Annotated in this window: 16 protein-coding genes and 1 tRNA gene; 8 read left to right on the top strand and 9 right to left on the bottom strand. The window is 52.8% G+C overall.

Annotated features, from left to right (window positions below; translation table 11 throughout):
• Window positions 1-62 precede the first annotated feature (62 nt).
• Window positions 63-157 (top strand) — tRNA-Sec (locus H650_RS13620).
• Window positions 158-172: 15 nt separating this feature from the next.
• Here H650_RS13620 and H650_RS25755 read toward each other — a convergent pair.
• Together H650_RS25755 and H650_RS13630 are read right to left on the bottom strand one after the other, a co-directional pair.
• Entirely contained in the window at window positions 173-748 is a 576-nt protein-coding gene (locus tag H650_RS25755; protein ID WP_189660066.1) for a hypothetical protein, read from the bottom strand.
• Between the two features lie 295 nt (window positions 749-1,043).
• The gene (locus tag H650_RS13630; protein WP_020455768.1) at window positions 1,044-1,235 is read right to left on the bottom strand and encodes a toxin-antitoxin system HicB family antitoxin; all 192 of its coding nucleotides are present in this window, start codon (window positions 1,233-1,235) and stop codon (window positions 1,044-1,046) included.
• Between the two features lie 133 nt (window positions 1,236-1,368).
• Here H650_RS13630 and H650_RS13635 point away from each other — a divergent pair, with 133 nt between their 5' ends.
• Window positions 1,369-1,677, top strand: a complete 309-nt coding sequence (locus tag H650_RS13635; protein WP_020455769.1) for a SymE family type I addiction module toxin — start codon at window positions 1,369-1,371, stop codon at window positions 1,675-1,677.
• Window positions 1,678-1,916: 239 nt separating this feature from the next.
• Window positions 1,917-2,198, top strand: a complete 282-nt coding sequence (locus tag H650_RS13640; RefSeq protein WP_020455770.1) for a hypothetical protein — start codon at window positions 1,917-1,919, stop codon at window positions 2,196-2,198.
• Between the two features lie 48 nt (window positions 2,199-2,246).
• Here H650_RS13640 and H650_RS13645 read toward each other — a convergent pair whose 3' ends face one another.
• Complete coding sequence (locus H650_RS13645) at window positions 2,247-3,350, bottom strand: alkene reductase (RefSeq protein WP_020455771.1); 1,104 nt, start codon at window positions 3,348-3,350, stop codon at window positions 2,247-2,249.
• Between the two features lie 108 nt (window positions 3,351-3,458).
• The gene (locus H650_RS13650) at window positions 3,459-4,139 is read right to left on the bottom strand and encodes a helix-turn-helix transcriptional regulator (protein ID WP_020455772.1); all 681 of its coding nucleotides are present in this window, start codon (window positions 4,137-4,139) and stop codon (window positions 3,459-3,461) included.
• Window positions 4,140-5,021: 882 nt separating this feature from the next.
• Between H650_RS13650 and H650_RS13655 the strand changes: the two genes are divergently transcribed.
• Window positions 5,022-6,080 (top strand): AbrB family transcriptional regulator, encoded by a 1,059-nt coding sequence (locus H650_RS13655; RefSeq protein ID WP_020455773.1) that lies wholly within the window; start codon window positions 5,022-5,024, stop codon window positions 6,078-6,080.
• 74 nt (window positions 6,081-6,154) lie between these two features.
• On the opposite strand, the gene H650_RS13660 is transcribed toward H650_RS13655, so the two are convergent.
• Both H650_RS13660 and H650_RS13665 read right to left on the bottom strand, forming a co-directional pair.
• Window positions 6,155-7,036 (bottom strand): dihydrodipicolinate synthase family protein, encoded by an 882-nt coding sequence (locus H650_RS13660; RefSeq protein WP_020455774.1) that lies wholly within the window; start codon window positions 7,034-7,036, stop codon window positions 6,155-6,157.
• A gap of 10 nt (window positions 7,037-7,046) precedes the next feature.
• On the bottom strand, window positions 7,047-7,739 hold the full coding sequence (locus H650_RS13665; protein ID WP_020455775.1) for a B3/B4 domain-containing protein: 693 nt from the start codon (window positions 7,737-7,739) through the stop codon (window positions 7,047-7,049).
• A 45-nt stretch (window positions 7,740-7,784) separates the two neighbouring features.
• On the opposite strand from H650_RS13665, the gene H650_RS13670 reads away from it, so the two are divergent.
• The 3 genes from H650_RS13670 (at window position 7,785) to H650_RS13680 (ending at window position 10,282) form a co-directional block, all read left to right on the top strand.
• On the top strand, window positions 7,785-8,387 hold the full coding sequence (locus H650_RS13670; protein ID WP_020455776.1) for an XRE family transcriptional regulator: 603 nt from the start codon (window positions 7,785-7,787) through the stop codon (window positions 8,385-8,387).
• 110 nt (window positions 8,388-8,497) lie between these two features.
• The gene (locus tag H650_RS13675; RefSeq protein WP_020455777.1) at window positions 8,498-9,661 is read left to right on the top strand and encodes a multidrug effflux MFS transporter; all 1,164 of its coding nucleotides are present in this window, start codon (window positions 8,498-8,500) and stop codon (window positions 9,659-9,661) included.
• Between the two features lie 225 nt (window positions 9,662-9,886).
• Window positions 9,887-10,282 (top strand): (R)-mandelonitrile lyase, encoded by a 396-nt coding sequence (locus H650_RS13680; RefSeq protein WP_044489756.1) that lies wholly within the window; start codon window positions 9,887-9,889, stop codon window positions 10,280-10,282.
• 102 nt (window positions 10,283-10,384) lie between these two features.
• Here the strand turns inward: H650_RS13680 and H650_RS13685 are convergent, their stop codons facing one another.
• The 3 genes from H650_RS13685 to H650_RS13695 all read right to left on the bottom strand — a co-directional run bounded on the left by H650_RS13685 (window position 10,385) and on the right by H650_RS13695 (window position 13,729).
• Window positions 10,385-11,278, bottom strand: a complete 894-nt coding sequence (locus H650_RS13685; protein ID WP_020455779.1) for a WYL domain-containing protein — start codon at window positions 11,276-11,278, stop codon at window positions 10,385-10,387.
• Window positions 11,279-11,760: 482 nt separating this feature from the next.
• Window positions 11,761-12,714 (bottom strand): aldo/keto reductase, encoded by a 954-nt coding sequence (locus H650_RS13690; protein WP_020455781.1) that lies wholly within the window; start codon window positions 12,712-12,714, stop codon window positions 11,761-11,763.
• Between the two features lie 79 nt (window positions 12,715-12,793).
• Window positions 12,794-13,729, bottom strand: a complete 936-nt coding sequence (locus H650_RS13695; RefSeq protein ID WP_020455782.1) for a LysR family transcriptional regulator — start codon at window positions 13,727-13,729, stop codon at window positions 12,794-12,796.
• 203 nt (window positions 13,730-13,932) lie between these two features.
• Between H650_RS13695 and nfsB the strand changes: the two genes are divergently transcribed.
• Window positions 13,933-14,586 carry an oxygen-insensitive NAD(P)H nitroreductase gene (gene nfsB / locus H650_RS13700; protein ID WP_020455783.1) on the top strand — a complete coding sequence of 218 codons (654 nt, stop codon included), beginning with the start codon at window positions 13,933-13,935 and terminating at the stop codon, window positions 14,584-14,586.
• The last annotated feature ends 20 nt before the right edge of the window (window positions 14,587-14,606 follow it).

Below are 14,606 nucleotides of genomic sequence, written 5' to 3' on the forward strand. Positions count from 1 at the left end.
TATGTGGTAAATGCCTGAAAGTAGCTATAATGCGCCCCGCCTCCATGTAGCAATGCAGGCGCGGAAGATCGTCATCTCCGGTGAGGTGGCTGGACTTCAAATCCAGTTGGGGCCGCCAGCGGTCCCGGGCAGGTTCGACTCCTGTGATCTTCCGCCAAAAGTTAGAGATGAATTATAAATACGGCGTTTGCCTGTTGAGCGAAACGATTTCGCCATCTATGAAAGTAAAAATATTGAGATCTTCAAAAGAATCGAAAATTTCTGATAAGCATCCCCCCACTGGACCGATATTAGTTTCAATATAATCATCACATCGCAATATCTGTTCCCTCCTGACAGTTATATGATTAATATTATCAATATAAATACCTATGACCTTAGGGTTCATAACGACACATTCGTTATACGGATCTGAAAAAGCATATATTTCTTCTAAAACTTCCTGCGAAGGGGGTTTTGTAAATGAATTTATTTCCCCATTATTAATTGAAGTTCCAGCATCTGTTGCACACATTCCATATATATTAGATGAAGCAGGATCAATTATTACACCAACGCTACCGGGTAGACTCATCGTATGGCCAGGCCAGACAATGCAACAAGATAATGGATTTGAACTGGGCGAATCGATCACTGTTTTAAGGTCATCAGGAAATTGAGGATTTCTTGACATAGTTGCAAGATTTGAAAAGTGAACAATTAACGCTTTTTTTGTCTTTAGCGCTTCAATAAATTCTTTACTATCCATGACACATCCTCAATATACATTAATGTAGTGATTATATTGAAAAAACCGAATCACTATATCACACATAATTTCAGTCGACACGTAGCAATAAAAATAGCCATTAAAAACACTATATTTTCTAAATTAGATATCAAAACATCTAACGCAATTAAAGCAATTGATTTTCTACTACCTTGCCGACCAGGAAATAATAATTTCTCTCTTAATATGAAGAGAGACCTGCTCAAAAAGTAGTATGAACTGCCCTCAATGATAGAATGGAAGCAAAAATAATGATATGAGGATATCGAAGGAATTATCCCTTCGGCTCTATCCCCTTAGCCCGTAAAGCCTCCCTCGCCAGTTCCTTTAACCAACTGGCGAGGCTTACCCCTTCTTCTGCCGCCACGGCATCAAGCTGTTCTTTCAACGCCGGATCGATGCGCATTTTAAACTGCGGTGACTGGCCGCCACCTTTCGGTTTTTTCTCGCGAGATATGGTTGACATGGGGCCACCTATTTAACTATTCTCACCTTATAGGAGGCCACCTAAAAGGAATCCTTCCTATCTAAACAACGCTCCGAAAGTGCAGGAACACAACCGGAGCGTCTAACCATCCCCAACTATCAAGGAGTTGATAATGGCTGATCCGCATTCTACCTCAGACTTCACCATCGCCGGAACCGAGCACAACGTAATTGTGCGATATCGCCCGAATCAGGGTGATGCGAGCACGCCGAGCATCACGCTTTCCGGCAAGTGGTTACGCGATGCCGGGTTTAATACCGGGCAACATATTCTGGTGAAAGTGATGCAGGGCTGCATCGTGCTGGTGAAATACAGTGATAAAGAGGAGTGGCTGGCGACGGCGCTGGATAAAACGCGCAAGCAGCTCAGGGAAGTGAAGGACGTCATGAAAAAGGCGTATCTGCAATCACGGCCAGACTAAATCCTGTCGATTTGCAGCATGCCAAATACAGCCTGCCCACGGGCTGTATTTGCCGGGGCGGAAGGAAATAAAAAGACCAACCAGTAAGTTGTCTTACGATGGGAAGAACGCGGTAAAAAGCAGCAGCATCGGTTAAATATTGCCCGCCAAACAACGCGTAAAAAGTCGTCGTTCCCCTCTCTGCAACACCATTATTAAGGAGTAAGATAAGCGCCTCGAAATTCCACAGACAACAACCGATGAAGCGTTTCCTTTTTATTCTCTCCACCGCCTTTATTTTCAACACCAGCTTTGCTGCCACCCCGTTGCCGAAAGACGTTCAGGATTTTCGCAACCTTGCTGAAGAGTGTGAGCATTTCGCTGGCGAGCAGGATTCAGACCTCGACGAGCAGCGTCAGAAAGAGCTGGATGCCAGCCTGCAAGCCACCTGCGGCAAAGCCGTGGTGCAGCTTAAAACGCTGCGGGAAAAATACAAGAATGACGCGGCATTAATGAAAGTTATTAACGCCTATGATTTCTGACGGCGGTTTGCAGCACGTAAAAACGGGGGCATTTGCCCCCGTTCGTTATTACGCTTTCAGCAGCGGATAATCCAGGTAGCCTTCTGCGCCGCCGCCAAAGAACTTCTCCCTGATCGGTTCGTTCAGCGGCAGGTTATGTTGCAGGCGGTACGGCAAATCCGGGTTGGCGATAAACGGTCGGCCAAAACCAATTAAGTCTGCCCAACCTTTCGCCAGCGCCTCTTCGCCGCGTTCCGGCGTGTATTTGCCAGAGTAAATCAGCGTGCCGTGGAAAATAATGCGCAGCGCTTCTTTAAACGCAGCCGGCATAACCGGCGCGTCGTCCCAGTCCGCTTCGGCGATGTGAATGTATGCAATGCCAATCGCATTCAGTACGCTCGCCGCCGCGAGATAAGTGGCTTCCGGCGTATCGTCACGAGACCCCATCAGCGTGGTAAGCGGCGCCAGGCGAATACCGACACGCTCTTTACCAATCGCCGCCGAAACGGCTTCCACCACCTCTTTCATAAAGCGCAGGCGGTTTTGCAGCGAACCGCCATATTCGTCGTCGCGCAGGTTAGACTGCGAATCAATAAACTGGTTAATCAGATAGCCGTTCGCGCCATGTAATTCGATGCCATCAAAACCGGCGGCAATCGCATTACGCGCGGCCTGGGCGTAATCGTTGACGATAGCGGGAATTTCATCCACTGACAGCGCACGCGGCATGGAGTGCTGCACCATATCACCCACGCCGTTTTCCGGCCCGCGCCCTTCCACATCGACAAACACTTTTACGCCTTCGGCCTGAATCGCCGACGAAGAAACCGGCGCCGCGTTACCGGGCTGCAAAACAGTGTGGGAAACGCGCCCCACATGCCATAACTGAGCAAAGATTTTGCCGCCAGCCTGATGCACGGCATCGGTCACTTTTTTCCAGCCAATGATCTGCGCATCGCTGTAAATACCGGGGGTCCAGGCGTAGCCCTGACCCTGCTGGCTGATTTGTGTGCCTTCGCTGATAATCAGCCCGGCACTGGCGCGCTGCGCGTAGTAATCCGCCATCATATCGGTTGCCACATCACCCGTTCCGGCGCGGGAGCGGGTCATCGGTGGCATTACGATACGGTTAGTCAATGCGAGCGCATTCAGGGCGTATTTATCGAATAGCATGGTGGCTTATCCTTTCTTGATTCGGTCAGTGTGGTTGCGGTTAACAACCCGATGCGAAGCAGGATAAGCGCAAAGAAATTTTCAATATACGGCAATAAAAGCAATTCACTATTGCTCATTAATCAATAAAGAACACATGTCTGTTCTCATCGCTGGCATTCGCCATGAATTATCAGCACAGAGATGCAGAGCAACAGGATCAGGAGTCGGTTTATTCCCGCGCCTAATCATCTTTAATTCGTTGGTATCCATCCGGGGCAAAAAAGTTGCATCCGGCATAATCTTTCCATCCATACAGCAGAAACAATCGTTCCAGTTGTTATAGATATGAATGAGATCCGCCATGCTGTTTAGACCCAATTTACGCAGAATGGCATTTTTGTAATTGCTGACAATTTTCTTATCAAGTCCCAGCGCTTTTGCAATCGTATCGCTGGACTGATAATTCAGAAAACGTACCATAATTTTATATTCTGTCGCACTAATATGGATTTCGCGAAAAGAATAAATATCCTCATGACCCTTGAGGAAATTAAGTATTTTTCTGATCTCGTGACGAAGCAATGATACTGAAGAATTTTTATCAATCGCAATAAAACGCGTACAGATAAAAGAGTTAAATCCTTGTTCATCACCTAAAATATATAGCAGAGAGTTCATACTAAAAAATAATATCTTGCCATCTCCCCGATCAAATGCAACTAACGTATGCGTTGCATGAGGATTAATGGCTTTTAATAGCTTATCCATGCCCATGACAAAATAGCTATCCTGAGAGATGATATACATAACCAACCTCCAGACCATGTAACTTGTCAGCGACAGCGATTGTACGCTCACTTATATTCCCGTGGTTCATATATCTAAAGATACGTTATAAAAAGACCCCTTTTATATTCAATAATATTTGCACTAATAATTAACTACAGACATTAATTAAAGCACACGCTACCGCCATGGGTCTTTACCCACAGAGAGCAAACGCCCAAGTCTGAGTTATAGCCAATTAGTCCATAAATAAAGCAATAAAATCCATGAATCAAGCATGATGACAAGAATAAAAGGTTACGTTCAGGAAGAATAAAATCTTTCTAAACAATCACCTAAAAGTATTATTTTTTGCGCTTTAAAAAATTTACGTAAAAACAGCCCCCATGAAATATAAAAAAACCAAGTAAATCAAATGACTACTTGTGAAATATTTCTATGGCAGAGAATAATAAAAAATTAGCTACTCAGGATGGATAACGCAAGGCTGTTTGTAACAGTTTAGGAATTTTCATAAAAATGCGCAATAGCAGTAAAGTCTATACCTTTAAATTAATATTTAAACGTATCGGTATTTTGGTAAAATATAATATATTCTCATAATCGATAAATATCAGCCTGCTAAAAAAGGCACATTTAGCAGTACCTTAAAAAGTGTCTGAATTTCCGTTTTGTCTGGTAATCATTTTAGACGGTATATCGACGCAGCGTGGCTGGAAATCATAAATTCACTGGCAGTAACCTTAAATAAAAAATGGTTTTTGTACTGACATGTTTGCAGGGTTGATAAAGAACCCTTACATTCAAAGACCGTACCTTGCTTTTCAACATGTTATTTTCGGGAAGCGCTATGCCGTTGATTGATCTTACCGCCGCTGCTGTGGCGTGCAGGGAGTGCCGCTGATGGCGACCCACGCGCCCTGGTTTCGCAACTGGTTACAGCTTATCGTCCTTTCATTGCTCTTCGTTGCTCTGATGGAATTGATCCATCTGCCCGCCGCGCTTCTGCTGGGCCCGATGTTTTCCGGCATTCTTCTCGCCATCTTTAACCGGCCCGTTACCGTCAGTAAAAAATGCTTCGCCGCCGCGCAAGCGGTGGTCGGTGCGATGATTGCGCATGCGATCCCGCCATCCGTGTTTGGCCGCATCGCCGCCGACTGGCCACTGTTTATTAGCTGTATTTTCTCCGTTATTTTCGCCAGCGCCATTCTTGGCTGGATCATGGCGAAATTGCAGGTTTTCCCGGGTTCAACAGCGATTTGGGGATCGTCGCCAGGCGCGGCGGCGGCCATGACGATTATGGCCGAGAGCTTTGGCGCGGATGTCCGCCTGGTGGCGTTTATGCAGTATCTGCGGGTGATGATCGTGGCGCTGGTCGCGGTGCTGGTGACACGCATGTGGATGGGGACACAGGGCGCGGATCACGCAGTCGCCACCTTTACCCTGTTTGCCCCGGTGCGCTGGCTGCCGTTTGCCGCAACATTACTGGTGATTGCGGTTGGTTATCTGATTGCCCGCTGCGTCAAAATTCCCTCCGGGCCAATGTTGATAACGTTAGCGCTGGGGATAATGGTTGAAGATAGCGGTTTGCTGACGCTTGAGTTACCGCCGTGGTTGCTGGCGCTCTCTTACGCGCTGATTGGCTGGAGTATCGGTTTGCGTTTTACGCGGGAAATTGTCTGCTATGCCGCCCGCGCTCTGCCGCGTGTGCTGCTGTCGGTGCTGACGCTTGTCGCGGTGTGCTGCGGTTTTGCCTGGTTACTGGTGCAGTTCGCAGGGATCGATCCGCTCACCGCCTACCTCGCCACCAGCCCCGGCGGGGCGGATACGGTGGCGATTATCGCCTCGTCAAGCCAGGTGGATATCTCGTTTGTGATGGCGATGCAGACCGGGCGGTTTATCCTGGTGCTGATAACCGGCCCGGCGATTTCCCGCTTTGTGGCGAAACGGCTGGGGGCGTAATCTCCAGGTTAACCAATGGGATATACAAAATACCCCATGCAACAAACCAAAAAGTAACCTTCAAAGAGTAATCATCAGGCTAACCGTAGTTGCTCGATCACTTCCGCCACCTCGCGGCGTGCATCGCCGGTGAGCGTCCGCAATGGTGCAGGCAAACACGATGCACCCGCTAAGCCCAGCAGTTCTGCCGCGGTAGCCATCACCCGCAGGCTGCCGCCATAGCGTTTAAAGAGATCCCACAAGGGTTGCAACGCATCAGAGTTCGCACGCGCCTGCGTTAAATGACCGGCCTGCGCCGCGCGGGAAATGGCCAGCGCCGCTTGCGGGAACAGGCCGCCCAGCACCGAATACCAGACACCGCATCCGGCGCTAAGACCGTCAACCGCGACGGCATCACCGCTGATACCCAACGTAATGCTCTGCGGAATTTGCGGGCGCAGGCGCGCAGCCCGCTCGGGTGCGGAAATCGGGGGGATTTTGATTGAGCCAATGTTGGGCAACTGCGCAATACGAAGCAGCAGCTCGTCGCTAAAGGTGAAATGGGTGGTGCCGGGATTATCGTACACGCAGAGCGGCACGGAGAGTTCGCGCGTGACGGCGGCAAACAGGGTGAACACTTCCTCTTCGGTTAACGCGTGGTAGGAGACCGGTGCCAGCAGCACGGCGCTAACGCCCGCTTTCTGCGCGTCTTCCGCCAGCCACAGCACATCGCGCGTGCGCAACGCGCCAATCCCGGCAATCACCGGAATCGCGCCGGAGTGTTCCGTCGCCAGGCGCAGCGCATTGGCCCGCTCCGTACGGCTGAAATAGGGGTAGCACCCCGTCGAACCCAGTGCGCCAATCGAATCGACTCCGGCGACACGCAGCCGTTCAATCAACTTCACATAAGCCGCTTCATCCAGCCGTTCGTCGCGCAGCGGCGACAGCGGAAATGCGCTCAATCCTGTGAAATCCATTCTTCCCCCTTCAGAGATCAAACCCGAGCCTGGTTTTTTCAACACGACAGCCCGGCATCATACGTTGCAATCCGGCGATCAGTTCGTCGCCTGCCTCACATAATGCGTCCAGCGGCATTTCCGGCAAGCTTTCGAGGATAAACCACATCTGGCTGTCGGCAGCGCTCAGGCGGGTGCGCACGCCCTGCCGCCAGTTCCAGCGGCGGCACGTTACGCCCGTGTCATCGCGCCAGATAACTTCCCCCGGCTCCGGTGACTCGTGCGCCAGCTCGCCCTCTTTCATCACGTCGAACAGCTCCGTACCGTCCGCAAGCGTCAGACGCGGCGCGCCGTGATAAGCCGCAATGTTCTCGCCACCGACCGGAATAGCGTAGCGCAGGCTGATGGCATTATAGAGATCCACCACCGGGTCAATTGCAGGTACCACGCCGTCGCGCTGCACGCGTTTTCGCAGCCCCAGCGCCGAACAGGGCGTGCGTTTTGGCTTCGCGCCGAAACGCTTAAAGACCTCATCCCATGCCGTCAGATGCGCCTCCGCCCAGATCGGGCCGCCCGCCTCGACAAATTCACACGCACTTGCCAGTGCCGCTTCGCCCACTTGCGGGTTCAGTAGCGGCGCGGCATCAACATAAACGCTAAGCGCGCGAAAACCAGGGGCGATGACGGCAAGACGAGCATCGATTGACGGCTGAACGGAAAGCATCGGATAATCCTTTTTAGTGACCATTTTATTGCACACTATCGACCTATGACCAAAAAAGTCAATAAACCGACCGATTCCGGCGCCGATGTTCATCGCGTCAGTGAAGCGGTGGCAACGCGTATTAAAGCGTTTCGTAAGCAACAAAAACTTTCGCTGGATGAGCTTTCACGCCGCGCGGGTGTCAGCAAAGGCATGCTGGTTGAGATCGAAAAATGTCTCGCCAACCCGAGCATCGCCCTGCTGTGTAAAATCGCCGCCGCGATGGGCGTTTCCGTGGCGGATATTGTCGATGTCGCCAGTAAACCAACCGCGCACCTGATAGCAAAAGATGAGATCCCCACATTGTGGCAGGGTGAAAATGGCGGCACTGCGCGGTTGCTGGCAGGCACCAGCGGGCCGGATATGCTGGAGATGTGGCGCTGGGAGATGTTCCCCGGTGAACAGTTCGCCTCGCCAGGCCACCCTTCCGGTACCGTTGAGCTTCTGCATGTTGAGCGCGGCACGCTGCACATTCAGGTTGGGCAAACGGCGCTTATTATTGGCGAAGGTTGTTCCGCCGTGGCGCAAGCCGACACCGCGCACCACTATGCTAATGAAAGCAGCCAACCCGTTATTTTCACCATGACGGTCAGCGAGCGCCATTCATGAATCTGGCTCATAACGTCATTATGATTTAATGGCGTTATCATTTGTGCCGCACTGATTAAGATACCGTTCCGCCTTTGTCGGCGTTCTCTTCATGACTTAATCAGGATCTTATGAACAACAAGCTCCACGGGCCGCTATTTCTCGCGATCCTCAGCGCGCTGATGGCCTTTACCTCCCTGTCGACGGACATTTACCTGCCCGCGATGCCCCAGATGGCGAAAGCGCTCCGGGGTGATATCGAACTGACCATCACCGGTTTTTTGGTCGGCTTCGCACTGGCGCAGCTGGTTTGGGGTCCGGTCAGCGACGCGATCGGCCGCCGCACGCCGCTGTTTATTGGCATGCTGTTGTTTGTCATCGGTTCTGCCGGCTGCGCGCTCGCCACAGAAATCCATCAGATGGTGTTCTGGCGCGTGTTTCAGGCTTTCGGTGCATGTACTGGGCCGATGCTGGCACGGGCGATGATCCGCGATCTGTTTGCCCGCACCCGCGCGGCACAAATGCTCTCAACGTTAACCATCATCATGGCGATTGCGCCAATCGTTGGGCCGCTGGCGGGTGGGCAAATCATTCAAATCACCAGCTGGCATGCCATTTTTTGGTTACTGGCGGGGATTGGCGCGCTGATGTTTCTTTCGCTCTATTTCCTGCCGGAAACCTTACCCGCTGAAAAGCGCACCAAAGCCTCGCTGTCTGGCGCGTTTCGTAACTACTTCGCGCTGCTGCGTAACCGCGCGTTTATGCGTTACACGCTGTGTGTGACTTTTTTCTACGTCTCTGCCTATGCCTTTATTACCGGTTCGCCATTCGTTTACATCCGCTATTACGGTATTGATCCGCAATATTACGGCTGGCTGTTTGCCATCAATATTGTCGGCTTAATGGGGGTGAGCTTTCTGAACCGGCGGCTGGTACAGCGCCATCCGCTGGATAAGTTACTGAAAATTGCCGTTAGCATTGCCGCGCTGGCAATGGTGACTCTGGCGCTGGCGGTGAAGTGGCAGTTCGGCGGTATTGCTGCGGTGATCATTCCGGTGTTCCTGTTCTTCTCGATGAACGGCATCATCGCCGCCACCTCAACCGCCGCCGCGCTCGACGCTGTTCCCTCTATCGCCGGTTCCGCCTCGGCGCTGATTGGCTCGCTGCAATATGGCAGCGGTATTATCTCGTCGCTGCTGCTGACGTGGTTTCGCGACGGAACGCCGTGGACGATGGCGTGGATCATGGCGCTGTTTACCCTTGCCAGCGCCGTCATGGCGCTGCGCCGCCATTGATGAGCGTTACTCATAAGCTCATGCCGATTTAGCCCAATAGTGCCGGTAGTCGGTGAGGATTATCATCGCCCGGTCACTTTTCCTGGCGGAGTGGACAGGGCGCAGAAAACCGGGGTAATGACCGGCGTCAGTCGCGGTTCCGGTGGCGCACGGGCGCTGTCTGCCTGCAACGGTTTCTCACCTGCCAGCTACGCTTTAAAACGTATTCAAACACGGGAGAGCAGCATGAAAATCATCCGCAGTGCATCGGTTCCCTCTGCGCAAGGGCCGCAGGACTATTTCACCGGCCGCGTACGTATCGACGCGACATTTAAGGCCGATGAACCCGCACGCGTTGGCGGTGCGACGGTGACGTTTGAGCCCGGCGCTCGTACCGCGTGGCACACCCATCCGTTGGGCCAAACGCTGATTATTACCCACGGTAAAGGGTGGATTCAGTGCGAAGGCGAAGCCGTCCAGGAGATGAACCAGGGCGATATCGTCTGGATCCCGGAAAATGTGAAGCACTGGCACGGCGCAACAGCCACAAACGCAATGACCCATATCGCCATTGCCGAATCACTCAATGGCAGCCCGGTTACCTGGCTTGAGCATGTTACCGACGAGCAGTATCACGGTTGAGCACCTGAACAACCGCCGCTTAGTGGCGTATTCGCGGCGTGGCCCGTGATTACTGGCCCAACAACGTAAGGTGCCAGCCAGTAAGGGCGATAAACGCGGGCACTATCTCTGCGCCACCCCGTGGGCGTAGCGCAGGTGCAGATCCTGCTCGAACTGTTCGCGCAGCGACGCCGGAGAAAGAATGCCAATATCCGGCAGCCAGTAGCGCAACCAGCGAAACAGCGTGTGCGGATCGGTGATGGCGGTGGCAAGCGTCAAGCTGCCGTCATCATGCTGTTCAACAATGCGTTGTGCCGGAAACAACGCCCGACGGGTGACATATTCGGCGGCGTGGGCTGAAACGCGCAGGAGTGCTTCAACCCTTGAACCAAAGCGAATGCCGACGCTGTTTTCCAGCTCCGCCAGCACCTCGGCGTGGGGTTCAAAATTAAGCGTCGTGCTTTTCAGGTTTTCGATTCGCGCCACTTCAAACGCTTTCAGCCGCCCGTTTTCCACCGCCGCCAGATACCAGAGGCCGTACTGGTTAATCAGCCGATAGGGCTGTGCGCACCGGGGTTTATCGCGATAGAGATATTCCACTTCGCAATGGCCGGTAATCGCGTGATTAAGCTGATTAAGCAGATCTTCGATTTGCCGGTTCTCCCGGCTACTCGGCGCGTGAAAGGTAATATTGCCGCGGTGCTGCATACTGTTGCGCAGTGACTGACCGTCATTACGTGGAAAAAGGTGCGCCACGCCGGTGAAATCGGCGAACTCCGCCAAATGGCCGTTATGTAAGGCAGGAAGAAGATGGACGCTGAGTTTATACCGCCCCGGCGAAACCTGATCGAGAATATGCCCAAGCCGAGCCAGATCGCGATAAGCCGTACGTTCAGTAATACCGAATTTTTCGCACAACCACGCCTTATCGATGATCTTTCCCTGATACAACGCCGCGAAGATCTCGCACAGCCGCTCAATCAACGGGTCGTGTTTTCTGTCGTGACTTTCCTTCATTGTGACGGGTTCCGGAATACAAAGTCTCAGAAGACGTTAACGGTTACGGCCTGACCTTCGCGCCACGGCCCTGTTATTCAGGTAAAACCTTGTTTTTTCATAGTGGTTAACGGCAGTAATGCGAAAAACTAAAATGAAATTTCTGCCCAAAGCGCAACAATTACACAATGCCATGATTTCGCTCAGGGAAAGATAAATGATCGCCCTGACAGGGCGTGTCACTCAGGTGTTTTTTGGGCTTTACCGCTGCGCTCATGACGCAGGTATCCGCGTGACCGACGCCGGTTCGATGAGCAACGTGAGGGTTCAGGGCTAAGATCCGGCATTTGCAAAAACGCAACACCCGTGCCGCTCGCGCCGCCAGTAAGCGGTTTGCTTTGCGTTGTTTTTTAAAAAAGTATGGGAGTCTGGGATGGCGCGCGGTTATCGCTCAACTGCGCAAGGTTATACAGCCCGGCAGCAGGCGCCGCCGGGCGATGGGATCAGGCACCCGCTTTATTCAGCGCGGCGATTTCATCAGTAGAGAGGTTTAACGACACGGCGGTGACAAAGCTGTCGATATGCGCCAGTTTGGTGGCACTGGCAATCGGCGCAGTAACGCCCGGTTGCTGAATCAGCCACGCCAGCGCCACTTCGGCGGGTTTCACGTTATGGCTGGCCGCCACGCTTTCCAGCGCCTCAACAATGGCGAAACCACGCGGGTTCAGATATTTGGCAATGCCCTGGCCGCGCTGGCTTTGGCTCAAATCTTTTTCGCTGCGGTATTTACCGGACAAGAAACCGGACGCGAGGCTGTAATAAGTCACCACGCCAATGTTTTCCCGTATCGTTAAATCCTGCAACGCGCCTTCAAAGCTGGAACGGTCATAAAGATTGTATTCCGGCTGCAGCACCTGGTAGCGCGGCAGGCCGTTGGCGTCTGCCACTTTTAGCGATTCGCTCAGTTGCTCAGCATTCAGGTTGGATGCGCCAATGGCGCGGATTTTCCCGGCTTTCAGCAGTTTTTCATACGCGCCGAGTGTTTCGTCATAGGCGGTTTCGCTGTCCGGCCAGTGAGAAAAGTAGAGATCGATATAGTCCGTTTGCAGACGGCGTAACGAATCTTCCACTGCCTGCGTGATCCAGCGCGCGGAAAGGCCTTTTTTACCCGCTTCGCCCATATCGGCGCCGACTTTGGTAAAGAGCGTGACTTTGTCGCGCGTGCCAGGATGCGCCGCCAGCCAGTTGCCAATAATGGTTTCCGATTCGCCGCCTTTATTGCCCGGTGCCCAGCGCGAGTAAACATCGGCGGTGTCGATAGCGGTAAAACCCCTTTCCAGCAGCGCATCCAGCAAGCTGAAGCTCTGCTTTTCATCGACCGTCCAGCCAAAAACGTTGCCGCCGAAAACCAGTGTCGGGATCTGTAACCCTGTTGTACCCAATGAACGTAAAGCCATGTGCTGATACCTCCGTAAGAGTGCGTAATATCCTGTGCAAAGAGGTTAATCCTGGCGCGCAGTAGCGTACATTTTTTGGTCATCCGTGCGGTTTAAAGGCCGGGTGAGTTTGCAGCAACGCGGTGATCGGCCGCAGATGTTCACGCAGCACGCTATGCAAATGGCGAATTGCCGGGGAAAACTGTTTGCGATGCGGGCAAATCAGGTTCAGCGGCGTGGGTTCGCCGGGATACTGTGGCAACAACACTTCCAGCCGTCCTGCCAGCACATCGGCGCTGATATCGATCCATGATTTATAAATAATACCCATGCCTTCCAGCGCCCAACGCCGGGCAACATCGGCGTCGTCGCACAGCATCCGGCTTTTGACGATCAACTGGCGGCGCATGCCGTTTTCCGGAAAGCTCCATTTGTCATACACCTGGCTGTTCATGGTGAAGAGTAAACAGTGGTGATTAACCACGTCATCGAGGGTTTGCGGGCGTCCGTGCTGCGCCAGGTAAGCCGGTGACGCCGCCAGCACACGACGGTTATCTTCCGCCAGCGGCAAGGCGACATAACTGTTGTTGTCCAGCACGCCGTAACGAATGGCGATATCGACCGGATCGCGAAAGACATCGCTGATTTGATCGGAAAGCGAAAGCCGCAGCGACACTTTGGGGTGCTGCTCGCAAAAGCGCGTAATCAGCGGTAGCAGCACATTGCGGCCAATATCGGAAGGCACCGCCACGCGCAGTTCACCCTGAATCTCTTTATCGCCGCTGTGCAAACTCTCCGCACCGGCGGCGACAACCGCCAGCATCTCCTGGGCGAAAGGGAGATATTTTTCCCCTTCGGCGGTAAGGCGCAAACTGCGTGTGGATCGTACAAACAGCCGTTTATCCAGATCGCGCTCCAGCCTGTGTACCGCCGCGCTCACCTGGCCTGGCAACAGCCCGGCTTCGCGCGCCGCGTTTGAAAAACTTCCCAGTAGCGCTGAACGGACGAACAGCGTGACATCTTCCAGCCGAATCATGGTTTCTCCGCAGGATTAATAACAGGCGAGTGGCTCCTCTGTTTTGCCAGAAAACATTGCCCTGGCAAACTCCATTTTCACTCGGTGAGTGAAAGTGCTGCCTTTTTACACCGATTTATCTTGTGTCGCTTTCTGTTTATTCTCGTCACACTCTACGGGACGGTCCGCCCCGAATTTTTCATCTATTGCGCAGGAGAACGACAATGACACTTGATGATGCGGTAATTGCCCGCCATACCGTGAAAGCCTTTGAACCTGGCAAAACGCTGCCACAGGATAAAATCGATACCTTGCTCAACGTGCTGCGAAACAGCCCCTCTTCGGTGAACTCACAACCGTGGCACTTTGTTGTCGCCTCCACGCCGGAAGGCCGCGCGGCAATGGCGAAATCCGCCACCGCGGCGTTCGTCTATAACGAGCCGAAAATCGTCAATGCGTCTCACGTTATTGCCTTGTGCATCCGCAGCGATCTTGATGAGCAGCACCTGCAAAATGTGCTGGAGCAGGAGCAGAAAGATGGTCGCTTTAAAGACGAAGCGGCAAAAGCGGGCCAGGATAAGGGCCGCCGTTCGTATGTAGCGATTCACCGTTATGAGCAGCGCGATCTGCCGCAGTGGATGGAAAAACAGGTTTATCTGGCGCTGGGCGGCCTGCTGCTCGGTGCGGCGATGCTGGGTATTGACGCCACACCAATGGAAGGGTTCGACCAGCGCGAACTGGATCTTGCCCTCGGCCTGCGTGAAAAAGGGCTGACCAGCGTGGTACTGGTGTCGCTCGGTGTTCGCAGCGACAGCGATTTCAACGCCGCGCTGCCAAAATCACGTCTGCCGCGCGACGAGATTTTCACCTTTATTTAAGCACCTGCGCTACGGCATGC

The sequence above is a fragment of the Enterobacter sp. R4-368 genome (assembly GCF_000410515.1).
Lineage (GTDB): Bacteria > Pseudomonadota > Gammaproteobacteria > Enterobacterales > Enterobacteriaceae > Kosakonia.